Here is a 17,326-nt window from a genome sequence, read left to right as displayed (position 1 = left end):
GTCAGATCCCTTCCTTGTGCTGCATCCACCAGGCGCTCATTGCTGCGGCCGACTCCACGCAGCCGAACCGGGCGCGCCAGCCGAACTCATCGGCCATTCGCTTGACCGACATCGGCGCACGATCCCCGCCGTGGAGCTTGATGAAGGTCTTCTCTCCGGGTGACGCGAGCCGGCACTCCAGCCCGGGATGAAGGGCTGCGAACGCCTCACCCCATTGCAGCGCGGACCAGGCCGCGCCGCTTGAGATGTTGTAGAGCCGGTGGCGTGGCCGCTCGGCTTCGATCAGCACCGCCACCGCTTCGGCGGCGTCGGGCGCGTAGGTCCAATCCTTGATGCCTGGCGCAGGGAGAAGGGCCGGTTCGCCGCGGGCGAACGCAGCAAGGATCTGGAACTGGAGGCTCGGCGTATCGCGCACCTTCCCGATCTGCTCCCACGGACCGAACACGGCGCTTAACCGCACACTCAGAAAATCGCCTCCCCACAACTCGGCAAGCCGCGCCACGGATCTCTCTGACGTGAATTTGCTGATCGCGTAAAATGAGACGGGATCGCACGGCGTCTCCTCGTCCAGTACCGGATAGCGTTGCCCCGCGGCACCATAGGCGGACGCAGAGGAGAGATTGATCACGCGCCGAACGCCACGGCGGATCGCAGCGCTCAGGATCGGCATCTGAGCCATCACATTGATCTCGAGGATGCTCGAGGTCGTGGTCCGCTCGAGCTGGTCCCCGGCGGTTATGGCAGCGCCAAGGATGATCGCATCAAAGCCTTGCTTTACCAGCGCGTCGATCCTCTCGATGTCCGTGATCTCGCCCTGAATAATCGAGAGCCGCTCCCGGTGGTCAGCAAAGAACCGCTCCGCGCCAGCCGGAAGTTGCTTACGATCATACAGCGTCACCTCATGGCCGCGCGCAAGCAACACCTCGGCAACATTGAGGCCGACAAAGCCGGTGCCGCCGAAGATGACGATCTTCATCGCACGCAATCCACCGTCACAGCAGCTTCGCCCCGAAATTCCGTTCCGGATCCATGTCCGCGACCAGCCGGCCCGTCGGCTTCGCCGCCTCGCCGCCGCTGCGCGCCAGGAATTTTCCGCTGCCGGCGCTCGCGAGGCACTTGTTGCCCTCGACGATCACGCGGCCGCGCGACAGCACCGACACCGGCCAGCCCTTCACCTTGCGGCCTGCGAACGGCGTGTAGCCGGCGAGATCATGCATCATCTCGTCGGCGATCACGGTCTCGCGATTGGGATCCCAGATCGCGATATCGGCGTCAGCGCCGACCACGATCGAGCCCTTGCGCGGATGCAGATTGTAGATTTTTGCCGGCGCGGTCGCAGTCAGCTCCACGAATTTTTCGAGGCCGAGCCGGCCCTTCGACACCATCGCGTCGAACAAGAGCGGCAGCCGCAGCTCCAGCCCCGGCAGGCCGTTGGCGACCTGCTTGAAGTTTGGATTGGGGCCGGCGCGCAGCTTGCCGGTCTCGTCAAAGCGATACGGCGCGTGATCCGACGAGATGGTCTGGAGATCGCCGAGCGACAGCGCCTGCCACAGCGCCTCCTGGTCGGCATGCGTGCGCGGCGGCGGGCTGCACATCCATTTGGCGCCGTCCGCACCGGGCTTGTCGAGATCGGCAGCGGTGAGGAACAGATATTGCGGGCAAGTCTCGGCAAAGACCTTGAGCCCCTGCCCGCGCGAGTCGCGGATGACCTTGGCGCCTTCGGCGGTGGAGACATGGAAGATCATGATCGGCTGGTCGATCAGCGCCGCCATTCCGATCAGCCGGGTGAACGCCTCGGCCTCCGACACACGGGCGTGGCTGACGGCGTGGTATTTCGGCAGCGTGTAGCCGCGCGCGAGCAGGCGCTTCACCATCCAGGCGATGATGCCGTGGTTTTCGGCGTGCGCGCACAGCATCGCGCCGGACTGGCGCGCGGCAAGGAGGATGTCGAGCAGCGGCTCGTCGTCGACCTTGAGCCGGTCGTAGGTCATGAAGATCTTGATCGACGCATGCCCCTGCTTTACCAGCGCCGGGATGTGCTCCTCGACCGTCTCCCTGGTCGCGTCCGCAATGATCATGTGGAAGGCGTAGTCGATCACCGCGCCCTTCTTCGCCAGCGCGTGATAGTCCTCGACCACCTGCGGCAGCTTCATGCCGACATGCTGGGCGGCGAACGGGATCACCGTGGTGGTGCCGCCGAACGCCGCGGACACGGTCGCGCTCTCGAACGTATCGGCATTCATGATGCCGGCCGCGGACAATTGCTCGATATGGGCGTGGCTGTCGACGCCGCCGGGCAGCACCAGCTTGCCGCGCGCGTCGATCTCGCGCTTGGCGGCCGGAAGGCCGCGGCCGACGGCTGCGATGGTTTCGCCGGAGATGGCGACGTCGGCCTCGAAGACGTCAGTCGTGGTCGCGACGCGGCCGCCGCGAATGATCAGGTCGTAGGTGGGTTCAGTCATGAGGCACTCCGTGATAGGCTCAACGCACGTGATCGCAATTTCTTGGAAAGACCATCATGCCCCGGCCGCGCATTCTCGTCATCAATCCGAACTCCAACCCCACCGTCACGCAGGGGCTGGAGGACGCCTTGAAGCCGCTCGATTTCGAGGGCGGACCGGAAGTGGTTTGTCGGACGCTGGCCGAGGGTCCGTTCGGCATTGAAAGCCAGGCCGACGTCGACAGCGTCGCGATGCCGCTGCGCCGGCTGGTCGAAAGCGACAACAGCTCCGCCGCCTTCGTCATCGCCTGCTACAGCGATCCCGGGCTTCAGGTCTGCCGCGAGGGCACCAACCGCCCGGTGTTCGGCATCGCCGAGTGCGGCGTGCTGACGGCGCTGGCGCGCGCCGAAACCTTTGGCGTCATCGCCATCGCCCAGCGCTCGATCCCGCGGCACATGCGCTATCTCAGGCAGATGGGATTGACCGACCGCCTCGCCGGCGAACGGCCGCTCAACATGAGCGTTGCGGAAACCGCCTCGGGCGAAGGCACGCTGGCCAAGATGATCGACATCGGCCGCGCGCTGCGCGACGAGGACGGCGCCCGCGCCATCGTGATGGGCTGCGCCGGCATGGCCCGCCATCGCCGCCCGCTGGAAGATGCGCTTCGTATTCCCGTGATCGACCCGACACAGGCGGCCGTCACCATGGCGCTCGGAACGGTGCAGTTCTCGGCTCACTAGGCGTCCTTCAGCTCTTTGGCGTCCTGCCGCGCGCGCCATTGCGCGTGGCTCTCGCGGACCAGTGCGAACGTGTCCCGCTGCGTCGTGTAGAGATTGCCGAACATGCGGCCGATCGGCCGGTAGGCGTCGAGATCGACATACATGTTGGCCTCATCGACGAGGCCCTCGCGGGCGTGAACCCTGAGCACCTCGCCGACCAGTAGCTCGCGATCCGGCGAGAACGTCATCACGACATGGCGCCGGCATTCCAGCGCAAAGGGTGCCGCAGCGAGACGCGGCACCTTCACGTCGACCGAGGGAAGCGTGGCGAGCCCGGTCGCAGCGACCTCGCTGTCGCCGGAAGGAAAATCGACCGCGCAGTCGTTCATCGCCACCGACAGCGCCTCGTCCACCATGTGAACCACGAACTCGCCGTCGCGATGGATGTTGCGGGTCGTGTCCTTCGGGCTGTGATCCGGCTTGTGCTGAAGCCCCAGCACGATCAGCGCGGGACTCTCGGAGAAGACGTTGAAGAAGCTGAACGGCGCGGCATTGACCGCACCGTTCTCGTCCAGCGTCGTCACCAGCGCGATCGGCCGCGGCACCACCACGCCGCAGAGCAGCTTGTAGCGGTCGCGCGGATCGAGCTCGGCTAAGGGAATGCCTGATGTGCCCTTGTCGGCCATCGGCGTCACTTTTCCGGCGGCGGCACCGCGCCGGTTTGGCTGGTAATCAGGCCGTAATGCTCGATGCGGCGGTGCCGGGCGAAATCGAAGATCGTGGTCTTGCCGAAGGTAGTGGCATCGAGGTCGCAGGCGTGAACCAGAACCTCGTCGTCGTCAGTCTTGGCCTCGGCGACGATCTCGCCGTTGGGGTCGACGATCAGGCTGCCGCCAAACAGCGGGTGGCCATCCTCATTGCCGGCTTTGGCCACTGCGACGACCCAGGTTGCATTCTGATAGGCGCCGGCCTGCACCGAAAGGCGATTGTGAAACAGGCGCTTCTCGACGCCCTCCTCGCTCTTCTCCGCATTGACGGACGGCGTGTTGTAGCCGATCAGCACCATCTCGACGCCCTGCAAGCCCATGACGCGATAGGTCTCGGGCCAGCGCCGGTCGTTGCAGATGGCCATGCCGATGATGCCGCCCAGCTCGCGCCAGACCTTGAAGCCGAGGTCACCCGGCTCGAAATAGCGCTTCTCCAGGTGCTGGTGCGAACGCTTGGTGTCGTACTCCACATGGCCCGGCAGATGGATCTTGCGATATTTGCCGACGATCCTGCCGGACTTGTCGGTGAGGATGGCGGTATTGAAGTGATGGCCGTCCGGCGTCAGCTCCGCGTAACCGAAATTCATCGCCATCTGATGCTGCGCCGCGCGCTCGAACAGCGGTTTCGTCGCCGCACTCGGCATCTCGCGCTCGAACCAGTTGTCGAACTCGGCCCGGTCCTCCACGTACCAGCGCGGAAAAAACGTCGTCAGCGCCAGCTCCGGATAGACGATCAGATCGGCGCCTTTTGCTTTCGCCTCGTCCATCAGCGCGATCATGCGCTTGACCACGGCCTCGCGGCTGTCGGCTTTCTGAATCGGGCCCATCTGGGCGGCGGCAACATTGACGATACGCATAAGCGGGTTCCTGGTGACCTCTTGGACGAAGCTGAACATCGCAGCCTCAACGATTTGCCGGCGCCGGCAGCATAGCGCAGCCGCGTCCGGAATTTCCAGCCGGGCGCCTTCTCATGCGGTCCGCCCCCATTCGGCGTCTTGCAGCAGTCGCCAGTTGATCTTGTTGCTCGCGGTCCGCGGCAAATGATCGACGAAGATAACGGCGCGCGGCGCCTTGTAGCTCGCCATGACGCCGCGCGCCCAGCCGATGATATCGTCCGCCGACGTCGTCGCGCGCATCGCCTCGTCCAGCACCACCAGGGCCTTGACCGTCTCGCCGCGATAATCGTCCGGCGCCGAGACGATACAGCACTCCCGGATGGCGCGGTTCTGGTACATGGCCGCCTCCACCTCGGCCGGCCACACCTTGAAGCCGCTGACATTGATCATCCGCTTGAGGCGGTCCACCGCAAAGAAATAGCCGTCAGCATCGCGATAACCGAGATCGCCCGTGCGCAGGAACCGTTTGCCTGAGAGTTCGATGAAGGATTCAGCATTGGCCTGGGGGCGGTTCCAGTAGCCTTGCAGCACCTGCGGCCCGTGCACGACGATCTCACCGACGACGTTGTCGTCCAGCTCGATCAGGCTCTCGGGATCGACGATCCGCGCGTCGGTCTCCTGCACGGCGATGCCGAGACACTGCCGCTTCGGCGCCGCCATCGGATTGAGGTGCGTCGGTGACATGGTCTCGGTCATGCCGTAGCCTTCGACGAAATCGAGACCGAAGCGTCCCTTCAGCCGCTCGGCCACCGCCGTCGGCATCGCCGCGCCGCCACCGGTCAGCACCTTCAGCTTCGCAAAACACCGGTCGCGGAATCGGACGCTTGCGAGCACGTCGACGATCATGGTCGGTGCCGCGTTCCAGAACGTCACGCCATAGGTTTCGAACAGGTCCGGCAGCAGATCCTTGTCCCAGCGCGCCATCAACAGCAGCGTGGCGCGGGCGACGATCGCGGCATTCATCGAACCCTGCATGCCCGCGACGTGGAACAGCGGCATGAATCCAGTCATCACGTCGCCGCCGTCGAGCCCGTACCAGCGCGCCTGCAAGGCCGCGGTGAACAGCGCGCTGCGATGACTGTGCATGCAGGCCTTGGGCTTGCCTGTCGTTCCCGACGTGTAGGGCAGGATCATGAGGTCGTCCGGCCCGGCGGCCATCGCACCCGGCCGCAAGCCTTGCGCGATCGCGGACGACCAAAAGTGCCAGCCCGGCGACGACGGCATCTCCGACGGCGCTTCGGTCACGCAGGACGGCAGCGTATAGGGCGTGGCGACCGGAACCTCGTCGCGATACTGCGCGACGATTGCATACGCAATGGCATCCCCGACCAGCGGAGCAAACACATCGCTCAGTTCGCTGCCGATGATCGCGACCTTCGCGCCGCTGTCCGCGGCGAGATACGCCATCTCGGCGGTCTTGTTCATGGGATTGACCGGCACGATCACGGCGTCCGCCCGCATCACCGCATAATAGGCGATGACATATTGCGGCGAGTTCTGCAGCGCGATCATGACGCGGTCGCCGCGCTTGATGCCGCAAGCGTCTTGCAGGAAACCCGCCAACGCATCGACGCGCTCGCGCAGCTCGGCGTAGCTCAGGCTTGCACCGTAAAACACCGTCGCCGGATGCGACGGCCGGTCGTTCGCCGCGCGTGCCAGCGCGTCGTACAGCGTCCCTTCCGGCATCGTGAGATGCCAGGGCTCATCCACCGGCCAGGCCGGCGGACGACGGGATGGTGCGTGATCTATACTCACCCGTGCTCCTCGTCCGCGACGTCGAGACCGTGGTCGAGCGCGTCGAGAAGGAGCGTAGCCTCGTGCTCGGAGATCACCAGTGGTGGCGCGAGGAACAGCGAGGTTTGCTCGCCGCTGGTCCCGATCACCGCGCCGGCCTCCAGCGCGCGCTCCGCGACGCGCGAGGCGATCGGCACCTCGGTCGTGTCGGCATGCCAGGTGCGCCAGTCCGGGCCGTGCAGCTCCACCGTCCAGTGCAGTCCCTGCCCCGCCACGCGCTGCACGCTCGGATGTTTCTGCGCGATCGCGAGCAGGCGGCGGATGAACAGCTTTTCGAGGCTTTGCACGTGGTCCAGAATCTTGTCGTCGCTGACGACCTTCAGATAGGCGCTGACGGCCGCCATGCTGATCGGATGGCCGCGCAGCGTGCCATAGTTCTGCCAGCTCGTGCCCTTGAGCCGCTCGACGATGTCCTTGGACACCACGACCGCGGCCACCGCCGCCGCACCGCCGCCGAGCGACTTTCCGAGCGTCACGATGTCGGGGCGGCTCTCCGCGCCCTGAAACGCGAACCAGCGGCCCGCGCGACCTGCGCCGGTGACGACCTCGTCCGCGATCCAGTAGGAGCCCGCCTGCCGCGCGCGGCGCGCCACCTCGTCTTGATAGGCGCCGTCGTAGTAGATGCCCCCTTGGGTGTAGTCGATGATCGTCGCCGCCGTGTCAGAGAGCAGGCGCGTGGCATCCGCCAGATATTCGCTAGGCGGCGTATTATTGGCCGGTGCGCCGTAGATCGCGCCATTCGGTGCCGGCAAAATCCGTACTGGCGCCATCGGTGCCGGCAGCTGCGAACCGCCTGAGTGCACCGCGAGCCCGCCATGCCATTGCGGCTGCACCGTCATGCTGCGCGACAGGCCGGTGATGCCATGATAGGCGCGCTCGCGCGTCGCCAATGCAGAGCGCTGCGTCAGCGCCTGGCAGAGCGAAAGTGCCATGTCGTTGGCCTCGCTGCCGCTGATGCAGAAGCGGACCGCACCGACCCAATCCTCTTCGCCCCCGAACGCGGTGGCCATCAGGTCGTCCGCGGCCTGCTCGCGACCGACCCAGGTCCACCCCTCATTCACGACCGGCGTATCGGCCGCACGGCGGATCGCCTCCACCATCGCGGGATGACGATGCCCGAGGCCGCCGCCGGTGTTGCTGCCGTCGATGAGGCGGCGGCCGTCGGACAGGTGAAAGTAGACGCCCTCGCCGCCGACCACGGCCATCGGCGCGGCCTCGCCCGCATTCAGTCCGGTTCGCAACAATCTGCTCATCGCGGGTCCCCTCACTCCGCGGCAGCGGCGCCGTAGCCACCGCCGCCGCACATCTCGATCGTGACGAGATCGTCTTGCTGCAGCACCAGGTTCGACTTGCCGTCGATGGCCACGTTTGCGCCATGCCTGACGAGCGAGATGCGGCAGGCCTTGCCGGATTCGCCGCCCTGCATGCCCCAGGGTGCAATCACCATGCGCTCGATGCAGGTGGTCAGATGCATCGACGGCGCCAGGATGCGGTAGGTACGGACGGAACCGTCACCGCCGGGATGGGCGCCTGCGCCGCCGGACTGCCGGCGAATGGCCTGCTGCTCGAGGCGGATCGCGTAGTTCGCCTCGATCACCTCGACCGGCGTGTTCGAGGTGTTGGAGAGATGCACCCGGGTTGCCGACATGCCGGCGCGATTGTGCCGCGCGCCCTCGCCGCCGCCATGGACCTCGTAGAGCATCTTCCATGAACCGTTTTGACGCGGTTCGGCGAAGAACAGCACGCCCGCGGTGGTCGCGCCCCCTGCCGACAGACGTTCCGGGATCGTGTCTTGCATCGCGCGAAAGATCGCATCGACGATGCGCATGGACGTCTCGTGGTTGCCGGCGGCAACCGAAGCCATCCAGCCCGGCTCCAGGATCGAGCCCGGGCGCGTGATGATGGTCAGGGGCCGGAGTGCACCCGCATTCTGGTTCATGTCACGTCCGCTCATGATGCGCGCGGCGTAGGCGACGGCCGAGCGGGCCATGAACGGCGTCGTGTTGCAGAAGTTCGAGACGCGGTCGCAGCTTCCGGAGAGGTCGAAGGTCGCCTCATCGCCGCGAATCGTGATCTTGACGTGGATGCGCGCGGGCGCGTTGTTCTCGCTGCCGTCGTCGAGATAATCCTCGCCTTCGTAGACGCCGTCCGGCAGCGCGCGCAGCGCCTCGCGCATCTCGATCTCGGAGAGATCGTGCAGGCGCGACTGCGTTGCCGTGAAAACCGCCTTGCCGTGCTCGCGGCAGAGCTCGACGATGCGCTTCTCGCCGGCCTTGGTCGCCGCGATCTGGGCCAAAAGATCGCCCTCGCAGGACTCGGGGTCGCGGACGTTGGCCTTGAGCAGTTGCACGATCGGCGTATTGACGCCGGCGGAGGTTGCGATCAGCACCGGCGGAATGCGCATCGCCTCCTGGAAGGTATCGATGGCCTTGGCGAAATAGCTGCCGGGCCAGGTGCCGCCGATATCCGGCCAATGCGCGAGGCTGACCGCGAAGGCGACGATCTCGCCGTCGACGAAGACAGGACGAACGACCTTGACGTCGTTGAGATGGTTGCCGCCGAGCGCGCCGACATTGTAGATCAGCACGTCGCCGTCGTTCAGGGTTTCGATCGGCACGACCTTCAGCAGTTCCGGAATGGTGTAGGCCATCGCGCCGAGATGGATCGGGATGTCACGGCCCTGCCCGACCAGGCCGCCGCGACCGTCGGTGATCGCGGACGACAGGTCGCCGGCCTCGCGCAACAGCGGCGAGCGCGCCGAGCGCGTCATCACCAGGCTCATCTCTTCGGCGGCGGCGGACAACCCGTGCCTGATGACTTCGACGACGAACGGGTCGAGCTTCATGCCGCCCTCCGCGTCAGGAACAGGTTGCCGGCGGCGTCGGGCTTTGCCTGCCAGCCAGGCGGCACCACCACCGTTGACCATGCGTCTTCGATGATGGCCGGACCGCTGACGATTTCGGTCAGTGCAGCGCGGTCGATGATCGCGGTTGCGATGTCGTGGAAGCCGTCGAACGAGCAGGTGCGCCGGCCGGTGGACACCGCGCGGGCCACGGTCGCCGGCCGGCTGACAACGGTCGTCGACGGGCGGCGCGCCTGCACCCGCACGGATTCGATGACGCAGGGCTCGCCGGTCGCATAGCCGAAAAGCTCGTGATGCCGCGTCAGGAAGTCTCTCTTCAACTGTGCGACGTCGAGCGGAAGCGTGAAGGATACCGGGATGGCATCATTCTGCGCAGTGTAGCGCATTAGGGCCACCAGCTCGACCTGGATCTCCGCCTGCGCAACGCCATTGGCGATCAGCGGCGCGGAGGCATCGTCAATCAGCGTGCCGATCCGCTCCGACACGCGGGCGAGATCGATGCCGTCGAGGGCGGCGCGCAGCGTCTGCTGCTGGAGAAAACTGAAATCGGCGGTGAGGCAGCCCAGCGCCGAGAACGCGCTCGACGCGCTCGGGACGACCACCTGCGCAATCCCGTAGAGATCGGCAAGACCCGCAGCATGCATCGGTCCGCCGCCGCCGAAGGCGAGCAGCGTGCAATCGCGCCCGTCGATGCCACGCTCGACCGTGACGCGGCGGAGCGCGCGCGCCATCGTCGCGTTCGCAACCTTGATGATGCCGAGCGCCGTTTCGGTCAGGCTCAGCCCCAATGCCTGCGCGATCGGCGCGATGACGCGCTTGGCGGATTCGATGTCGATGCCGATGCGATCGCCAAGCTTGGTCTCGGGATTGAGATAGCCGAGCACGGCGTTGGCGTCGGTGATGGTGGGCTCGGTTCCGCCGCGGCCGTAGCAGGCCGGCCCCGGCTCGGAGCCGGCGCTCTCCGGCCCGACCATCAGGCCGCCCGGACCGTTGCGCACGATCGATCCGCCGCCGGCACCGATGGAATGAACCGCGAGCATCGGTTGGCGCAGCGGCTTGTCGCCGAGCATGCGGCCGTCGGTCATCTCGGCCTGGCCGTCCACGATCAGGCACACGTCGGTCGTGGTGCCGCCCATGTCGAAGGTCAGCATGCGCGACGTGCCGAGCTGGCGCGCGATACTGACCGAGGCCGAGACGCCGGCTGCAGGACCCGACATCGCCATCACGAGCGGCCGCCGCTTCACCGCCGAGATCGGGATCATGGCGCCGGCCGAATGAAACACCTGCAGGCCGGCTCCAATCGGCAGCCGCTGCTCCAGCTCGCTGAGATATTCCACCGCGATCGGCATCGCGGCCGCGTTGAACACGGTTGCCGAGGTCCGCTCATATTCGCGGGCCTCCGGATTGATCTCGTGCGACAGCGAGACGTGGGCGACGACGTCCTTGAGCCGCTCGCCGAGAATCTTTTCATGCACCGGATTGGCGTAGGCGTGCAGCAAGGCCACCGCGACGCTCTGAACGCCGGTCTGCTTGAGCCAGGCCACCAGACGCGCGATCTCGGCGTCCTCAAGCGCCTTCAGCACCCTGCCTTCGTGATCGAGGCGCTCGGCGAGTCCAAAGCATCGTTCGGGCGGCACCAGAGGCGGCGATTTCGGGGGAATGTCGAGCCGATAGAGATCGCGGCGGCGATAGCGCGCGATCTCGAGCACATCGGCAAAGCCTTCGGTCGCGACCAGCGCAACCTTCGGCAGCCGGCCCTCGACGATGGCGTTGGTCACGCGGGTGGTGCCGTGGACGAAGCGCTTGACCTCGCTCTTGCGCAGGCCGACGGCCTCGATGGCCTCAAGCATCGCCTGAACGGGCGCCTGCGGGCGCGACGGCACCTTCGCAATCCGCGCCTCCGCGGAGTCGCGCCGGATCGCGATGATATCGGTGAAGGTGCCGCCGATATCGGTGCCGACTTCCCAGTGATGTTCGGAAGAGCTCATGTGCAGGGATCAGCTACGCGTGACGTCCGAACCGGACGCCGGGTCCTTGCCGTTCATCGCAACGTCCAATGCCGAAACCAGAGCGCTCATCATGCATCCCTTGTCATGCCACCGACCGAGAGCGTGCGACAGAGCGATGGGCACGGGATAGGGCCAGAGTTGTCGCAAACCACTAGACCAGCGCGCGACCGGCGCCGTGCGCCACGCCACCTGCTGCACGTTTTGGTGCAGTCGTGCCCGCAGAGAGAGCACGCGAACACGGGCCGGCTCACGCGAAAAACGTGCAGCGCACCACGGAATTCTCCGGGCAAATCGCAACTCCTGCTGCGCTGCAATCCGAACGTCTGAAATCGTATGTCTAATTTGCAGGCGATCGAACGGCGCTGCGGGATCGTCGGGTGCCTATGAGCTATGCACCACGATCGGCTCTGCCTCTCTTTATTGTACGAACAGTACGAGACGATATTGCCGGGTCGGATGATGCATTGCGGGAGCTGCTGCCGATGCAAGCCGCGATTCTCGCAAGCAGCGGAGATGCATCCTCGACGCGCAGCCGCCCGTATCCGAACACCAGACCTTGCAACGTCGGCTGCTCCAGAAAATTCTGCGACAGCGGCTGCACATGGATGCCAGCCTGCTTCAGGCTTGCAGCCGCTTCGCGGTCGCTCATCCGCGCCCGCATCGCCTCGGTGAACAGCGCCACCAGATGCAGTCCCGTCACCGCCGCGGACACGGTCAGATCGTCAGGCATCAGCGTGGCGATCGCATCGATCAGCGCCTTGCGCCTGGTGGCATAGGCCCGGCGCATCCCGCGCAGGTGCCGCAGCAGATGTCCCTCCCGCATGAATTCGGCGAGCGCGAGCTGACCGACGCCGGAGGTATGGACGTCGATCCGCGCGCGGCCCTTGGAGAAGCCATCGATGAAATGCCTGTTGGCGACGATGTAGCCGAGCCGCAGGTTCGGCATCATGATCTTCGAGAAGGTGCCGAAATAAATCACCCGCCCCTCGCGATCGAGCGAACGCAAGGAGGCGATCATGCTGTCCTGGTGCCTGAACTCCGAATTGTAGTCGTCCTCGATCACCCAGACATCGTTCTTGTTGGCCCAGTCGAGCAGCTCGAGACGCCGCTCCAGGCCCATGCTGACGCCGAGCGGATATTGATGCGACGGCGTGACCACGATCAGCCGGGCACCCGGCGCGCGTCGAATCCCTTCCGAGACCACCAGCCCCTTGTCGTCGACCGGAACCGGAACCAGCTTGGCGCCGGCCGCCGTGAGCGCCCACCGGGCCTCGACAAAGCCGGGCTCCTCGACCCAGACCTCGTCGCCGGGATCGAGGATCATCCGGCTACAGAAATCGAGCGCCCCCGATGTGCCTGACGTGACGACGACCTCCTCCGGCGCGCAGACCAGCCCGCGCACCGAGCCGAGGAAATTTGCGATCTCGCTGCGCAGGCGCGGATGGCCTTCGGGAGGGAGATCGAGGCACTCCTGCTCCCTCGGATTTTGCCAGGTCTGGCGCAGCAGGCGCGACCAGTCCTTGAAGGGAAACGTCGAGATATCAGGTGCGCCGGGACTGAACTCCGACGGCCAGTTGGTCTCGTAGTCGAACGCCAGCAGTGATTGCCAGCGCTTCGACATATGGGCGGGCACGGCCGCGGGCGACGCCACCGACGGCGGCTCCGCATGCGGTGTTGCGACTGACGCCACCATGACGCTGCCGCGCGGCGTCGATTCAAGATAGCCCTCGGCGTAGAGCAGATCCCACGCGGTCAACACCACCGTGCGCGAGCAGCCCAGCTCCCGCGCGATCTCCCGCGAACCCAGAAATTGCGTTCCGGCCGGAAAGACGCCGCGCAGAATGCAGCCCCGGATGTGGGCCGCGATCTGCAAGTGCAGCGGCACAGCCGACGCCCGGTCGATGTGCATCCCGGCGAGAGATACGCGCTTGTTCGGTTGACGGCTCTTGTCCATCGCGCAGAGGTGATTGTTGGAACGGCCGGCGATCGCCAGCCTCACCTCAGGATGCGTCAAGAGCGGATTCGGGTCCAGCCTCGGCTGGATCGGTCACCCCGACCGTGTGGTAGGCGCGGCCGAAATAGATCAGATTGTCGGTGCAACCGAATCTCTGCAGGGCCACGACGCGGCAGAACAGCACGTCATGCGTACCGACATTGACGGTATCGGCAATCCGGCAGTCGAACGCGGCGGAACAGTCGGCCAGCACCGGCGCACCGGTTGCGAGCGTCGACCACGCGGCCGCGGCAAACCGTTCGTCGGCGGGCACCTTGCCGCCGAACAGCCGGGACAGCGGCTCATGCCGGGCCGAGAGCACGTTGACGCACACCACCTCGTTGCGCGTCACGCTGGAGTAGGCAGAGGAGCCGCGGTTGATGCAGACCAGAAGCGTCGGCGGATCGTCGGTAACGCTGCAAATGGCGGATGCGGTAAATCCGGCGCGCCCCGCGCTGCCGTCTGTGGTCACGATGTTGACGGCCGCGCCGAGACAGGCCATCGCATCGCGGTAGTCCTGTGGGGCCACATCCTGCATCCGCATCCTCACACCGCAATGCCAGGCGCAAACGCCAGCTCGCGCAGCACCTGGGCCAGCACGGAGGCGCCGGCGGCAACATGATCGGGCTCAGCCCATTCGTGCTCGACATGGCTTGCGCCGTCGCGGCACGGGATGAAGATCATCGCGGCGGGACAGATCTTGGCAAGATGGCGGGCGTCGTGACCGGCGGCGGAGAGGATCTCCATGGCGGAATGCCCCTGCGCGCGCGCCGCTTCTGCGATGCTTGCCCGCAGGCGCGGATCGAAGGCGTTTGACGGCGCATCGACGAGCGGTGTCACCGTGACCGCGCACGGTGCGGCGTTCTGCTGGCAAAGAGCCGCGATGCGCGCGCCCGCGGCATCGAGCACCGCATTATCAGGATGACGCAGATCGATGCTGAAGCTGACGCGCGAAGGCACCACCGACGGCGCGTTCGGAACCACGGCAACGCGGCCGATGGTGAACTTGATGTCGGCATCGACCGTGCCGATCTCGGCATGGAGCGCCGACGCCATCCGCGCAAAGGCCGCGAGCGCATCCCGCCTCTCCTGCTGCGCCAGCGTGCCGGCGTGTCCTTCGGCGCCCTCGACCACCACCTGAAACGTCTTCTTGCCCTGGATGCCCGTGACGACTCCAATCGCGCAGTCGGCTGCCTCGAGCAATGGTCCCTGCTCGATGTGCAATTCGAGATACGCTCCGGCCGCGAAGCCGAGTGGCCTGTGCGGCACATCAGGCAAAGCCTGGTGGAGGCGGTCGAGCGCTTCGCCGACGCTGATGCCGTCGGCATCGCGCGCGGCGCGGATCGCATCCATGTTGCGTTCGCCGGTAAAGGCCTCCGAACCCATCATGCCCGGGGCGAAGCGCGAGCCTTCCTCGTTCATCCAGGCGACGACGATGACATCGCGTGCCGGCCTGTCACTTTGCTCGGCGAGCGAGACCGCCGCCTCTAACGCCGCCATGACACCGGCCGCGCCGTCGAATTTCCCGCCGGTCGGCTGGCTGTCGAGATGACTGCCGAGCAGAACCGGCGACGCGGCGCGATCGCGCCCGGCCAGCGTCAGGAACAGGTTTCCCGCGGCATCCGTCGACGGCGTCAAGCCCGCCTCGCGCGCCCAGCCGATAACACGGCGCCAGGCGGCAATCTCGCCGTCACTCAGCGCCTGGCGGTTGACCCCGCCGGCCGGCGTCGCGCCGATCTCGGCGAGCGCCATCAGGCGCGTCCAGAGCCGATCGGCGTTGATCAAGGTGCTCGATCCCATCGACCTACTTCGTGCGCATGATCTGGCCCGGCAGCGCGCGCGGATCGCGCGGCAGCCAGCGCCCGGCCTCGACCTGGGCGATGAACTCGGCAAGCAGCGCGTTGAACGCCGCCGGCTCCTCGAGATTGAGCGTGTGGCCGGTCTTGGGGAAGACCGAGAGACCGCAGGCCGGAATGGTCTTCTTCAGGAAGATGCCGGGCTGGAGACAATGATCGTCCTCGTCACCGACGACGACCAGCGTCGGCACCATCATCTTCTTCAGGCCGTCTTCGAGATCGTAGAAGGACGGCCGCCGTGCCTGGACCCCGCGCATGGTGTTGGCGGCGCCGCGATCGGAATGGGTAGCAAGGCAATCGGCGAATTCCTTCCAGCCGCGCGGATCCTTGTTCTGGAACTGCACCCGGCTCGCGCCGAGCGCGTAGATCTTCGAAAATTCCTTGGCGCCCTGCTTCTCGAAATTGTCGGCAACTTCGAGCGAGACGCCGCGAAAATATTCTTCGAACTCCTTCTCGCAGCCATAGCCTGCGCCGGCCACCGTGAGCGACAAGGCACGCTCCGGCGTGCGCAGGCCGAAATGCACCGTACAGAAACCGCCCATCGACAGGCCGACGATGTGCGCCTTCTCGATTCGGAGCGCGTCGAGCACGGCGACCGCATCGTCCGCGGCAATCGCCTGCGAATAGGCTTCCACGCTGTCGGGCACATCCGACGGCGGATAGCCGCGCGCGGCGTAGGTGATGCAGCGATGGCGCCGGCTGAAATAGCGCAGCTGCGGCTCCCAGCTTTCGTGATTGCCGCCGAATTCATGGATGAAGAGGATCGGCGTGCCCGCGCCCGCCTCTTCCACATGGAGCTTCACACCGTCTTTGGTGGTGATCATCGTCATCGGCATATTCCCTAGAATTGCGGCGGCAGGTCGTTGAGCGTGCGCGCCTGCGCAACCATGTCCGGCAGCAGCGTGCAGAGCTTTTCGACCCACGCCTGCGGCACGGAGGTGCTGATCTTGACGAAGCGGTCGCCGAAGCGCTGCGTATGATACGTGCCCTGGCGGATCATGATGCCCTGGCGGCGATAGCACTCGACCAGCGCCTCGGGACGGATGCCCGCTGCGATGGTCTCCAGCACCAGAAAGTTTCCGTGCGAGGGCATGATCGGCAGCGCCAGCCCTTCGATCGCGGCCGCCGCCTCCTGGATCATCGCCTTGTTGGACCGGTCGGTGCTGCGGACCTTCTTCATCCACTCAGCCTTGACGGAAAGTCCCGCCTGCGCCGCACGCTGGGCGATCACGCTCGCACCGAGCACGCTCGTGGATGTCAGCGCCAGTTCCTCGAACAGGTCCGGCGCGGCGACCAGAGCGCCGATCCGCAGGCCGGCAAGCCCGAGCCATTTCGAAAAGCTGGTCGAGACGACCGAGCCTTGCGGCGCCACGTGGAGCGACGGGGTGTGGCCGTCGGCGAAATCGCGGTAGGTGCAGTCGTGCACCAGCAGCGCGCCCCAATCGCGCGCGATCGCCGCGAAGCTCTCGATCTCCTCGCGGGTGTAGCGAATGCCGAGCGGATTGTTGGGATCGACGAGATAGATGATCGCGGTGCGCTCGTCGACATTCGCCTTCAACGCCTCGGGCGTCAGGCGGTAGTTGCAGGCCGGATCGTAGATCGGAATTTCGATCACTTCGGCGCCCTGCTGGCGCGCGAACAGGCACGGCCATTTCCAGGTCGGATCGGTCGTCACCAGCGTCGTTCCGGGCTTGCAGCGCGCACGGCAGATCATCGCCAGCGCGTTGACGCCGCCCTCGGTCACCAGCGCCTCTGCGCCGGGCACACCGAGGTCGGCGACGATCGCGGCACGCAGCGCCTCGAAGCCGAGCGGCGGGGCATAGGCATTGAACTCGCCAGCCTCGATCGAGCGCAGCATCGCCTCGCGCACGGCGGGGTGGCTCTCGATATGGTTGGTGTTCTGCCCGAGCCAGTAGAGCCCCGGCGTCGCCGAGAGCTCGTCGAAATAGCGGTTGCGGACCAGTGCCGCGGATTGAGGCTTCGACATC

At 66.1% G+C, this 17,326-nt stretch carries 14 protein-coding genes; 1 reads left to right on the top strand and 13 read right to left on the bottom strand.

The features are described 5' to 3' along the window. Position 1: 1 nt before the first annotated feature. Together BJA_RS16535 and hydA are read right to left on the bottom strand one after the other, a co-directional pair. A complete protein-coding gene (locus BJA_RS16535) occupies positions 2 to 976 on the bottom strand; it encodes an NAD-dependent epimerase/dehydratase family protein (protein ID WP_011086118.1) in 975 nt (324 codons plus the stop codon). Positions 977 to 992: 16 nt separating this feature from the next. Then, positions 993 to 2,462, bottom strand: coding sequence for a dihydropyrimidinase (hydA, locus tag BJA_RS16530; protein ID WP_011086117.1), 1,470 nt, complete (start codon positions 2,460 to 2,462; stop codon positions 993 to 995). Between the two features lie 56 nt (positions 2,463 to 2,518). Between hydA and BJA_RS16525 the strand changes: the two genes are divergently transcribed. Continuing rightward, positions 2,519 to 3,181 (top strand): aspartate/glutamate racemase family protein, encoded by a 663-nt coding sequence (locus BJA_RS16525; RefSeq protein ID WP_038966008.1) that lies wholly within the window; start codon positions 2,519 to 2,521, stop codon positions 3,179 to 3,181. Here the strand turns inward: BJA_RS16525 and BJA_RS16520 are convergent. From BJA_RS16520 to BJA_RS16470, 11 genes are all read right to left on the bottom strand, one after another. Then, entirely contained in the window at positions 3,178 to 3,846 is a 669-nt protein-coding gene (locus BJA_RS16520; RefSeq protein WP_171463751.1) for a flavin reductase family protein, read from the bottom strand. The genes BJA_RS16525 and BJA_RS16520 overlap by 4 nt on opposite strands. A gap of 5 nt (positions 3,847 to 3,851) precedes the next feature. Next, positions 3,852 to 4,784, bottom strand: a complete 933-nt coding sequence (locus BJA_RS16515) for an N-carbamoyl-D-amino-acid hydrolase (protein ID WP_011086114.1) — start codon at positions 4,782 to 4,784, stop codon at positions 3,852 to 3,854. Positions 4,785 to 4,895: 111 nt separating this feature from the next. Then, complete coding sequence (locus tag BJA_RS16510; protein ID WP_011086113.1) at positions 4,896 to 6,578, bottom strand: long-chain fatty acid--CoA ligase; 1,683 nt, start codon at positions 6,576 to 6,578, stop codon at positions 4,896 to 4,898. Then, complete coding sequence (locus BJA_RS16505; RefSeq protein ID WP_038966009.1) at positions 6,575 to 7,870, bottom strand: aspartate aminotransferase family protein; 1,296 nt, start codon at positions 7,868 to 7,870, stop codon at positions 6,575 to 6,577. Before BJA_RS16505 ends, BJA_RS16510 begins: the two co-directional genes overlap by 4 nt. An 11-nt stretch (positions 7,871 to 7,881) precedes the next feature. Next, positions 7,882 to 9,462: a hydantoinase B/oxoprolinase family protein gene (locus tag BJA_RS16500; RefSeq protein ID WP_038966010.1), complete on the bottom strand. Its 1,581-nt coding sequence runs from the start codon at positions 9,460 to 9,462 to the stop codon at positions 7,882 to 7,884. Beyond that, positions 9,459 to 11,468: a hydantoinase/oxoprolinase family protein gene (locus BJA_RS16495; RefSeq protein ID WP_011086110.1), complete on the bottom strand. Its 2,010-nt coding sequence runs from the start codon at positions 11,466 to 11,468 to the stop codon at positions 9,459 to 9,461. Before BJA_RS16495 ends, BJA_RS16500 begins: the two co-directional genes overlap by 4 nt. A gap of 409 nt (positions 11,469 to 11,877) precedes the next feature. Beyond that, the gene (locus tag BJA_RS16490; protein WP_038966015.1) at positions 11,878 to 13,443 is read right to left on the bottom strand and encodes a PLP-dependent aminotransferase family protein; all 1,566 of its coding nucleotides are present in this window, start codon (positions 13,441 to 13,443) and stop codon (positions 11,878 to 11,880) included. Positions 13,444 to 13,489: 46 nt separating this feature from the next. Then, on the bottom strand, positions 13,490 to 14,020 hold the full coding sequence (locus BJA_RS16485) for a flavin reductase (protein WP_038966016.1): 531 nt from the start codon (positions 14,018 to 14,020) through the stop codon (positions 13,490 to 13,492). Between the two features lie 8 nt (positions 14,021 to 14,028). Next, on the bottom strand, positions 14,029 to 15,282 hold the full coding sequence (locus BJA_RS16480) for a Zn-dependent hydrolase (RefSeq protein ID WP_011086107.1): 1,254 nt from the start codon (positions 15,280 to 15,282) through the stop codon (positions 14,029 to 14,031). 4 nt (positions 15,283 to 15,286) lie between these two features. Continuing rightward, positions 15,287 to 16,168: an alpha/beta fold hydrolase gene (locus BJA_RS16475; RefSeq protein ID WP_038966017.1), complete on the bottom strand. Its 882-nt coding sequence runs from the start codon at positions 16,166 to 16,168 to the stop codon at positions 15,287 to 15,289. A gap of 11 nt (positions 16,169 to 16,179) precedes the next feature. Further along, entirely contained in the window at positions 16,180 to 17,325 is a 1,146-nt protein-coding gene (locus BJA_RS16470; RefSeq protein WP_011086105.1) for a pyridoxal phosphate-dependent aminotransferase, read from the bottom strand. Between the last annotated feature and the right edge of the window lies 1 nt (position 17,326).

Origin of the sequence: Bradyrhizobium diazoefficiens USDA 110 (assembly GCF_000011365.1) — a bacterium.
Taxonomy (GTDB): domain Bacteria; phylum Pseudomonadota; class Alphaproteobacteria; order Rhizobiales; family Xanthobacteraceae; genus Bradyrhizobium; species Bradyrhizobium diazoefficiens.
This window is presented reverse-complemented; position numbering and strand designations above follow the sequence as displayed.

Bases quoted from the DNA above. Each gene is read 5' to 3' on its own strand.
- BJA_RS16535 (WP_011086118.1), bottom strand. From the start codon at position 976: ATGAAGATCGTCATCTTCGGCGGCACCGGCTTTGTCGGCCTCAATGTT.
- hydA (WP_011086117.1), bottom strand. From the start codon at position 2,462: ATGACTGAACCCACCTACGACCTGATCATTCGCGGCGGCCGCGTCGCG.
- BJA_RS16525 (WP_038966008.1), top strand. From the start codon at position 2,519: ATGCCCCGGCCGCGCATTCTCGTCATCAATCCGAACTCCAACCCCACC.
- BJA_RS16520 (WP_171463751.1), bottom strand. From the start codon at position 3,846: ATGGCCGACAAGGGCACATCAGGCATTCCCTTAGCCGAGCTCGATCCG.
- BJA_RS16515 (WP_011086114.1), bottom strand. From the start codon at position 4,784: ATGCGTATCGTCAATGTTGCCGCCGCCCAGATGGGCCCGATTCAGAAA.
- BJA_RS16505 (WP_038966009.1), bottom strand. From the start codon at position 7,870: ATGAGCAGATTGTTGCGAACCGGACTGAATGCGGGCGAGGCCGCGCCG.
- BJA_RS16500 (WP_038966010.1), bottom strand. From the start codon at position 9,462: ATGAAGCTCGACCCGTTCGTCGTCGAAGTCATCAGGCACGGGTTGTCC.
- BJA_RS16495 (WP_011086110.1), bottom strand. From the start codon at position 11,468: ATGAGCTCTTCCGAACATCACTGGGAAGTCGGCACCGATATCGGCGGC.
- BJA_RS16490 (WP_038966015.1), bottom strand. From the start codon at position 13,443: ATGGACAAGAGCCGTCAACCGAACAAGCGCGTATCTCTCGCCGGGATG.
- BJA_RS16485 (WP_038966016.1), bottom strand. From the start codon at position 14,020: ATGCAGGATGTGGCCCCACAGGACTACCGCGATGCGATGGCCTGTCTC.
- BJA_RS16480 (WP_011086107.1), bottom strand. From the start codon at position 15,282: ATGGGATCGAGCACCTTGATCAACGCCGATCGGCTCTGGACGCGCCTG.
- BJA_RS16475 (WP_038966017.1), bottom strand. From the start codon at position 16,168: ATGACGATGATCACCACCAAAGACGGTGTGAAGCTCCATGTGGAAGAG.
- BJA_RS16470 (WP_011086105.1), bottom strand. From the start codon at position 17,325: ATGTCGAAGCCTCAATCCGCGGCACTGGTCCGCAACCGCTATTTCGAC.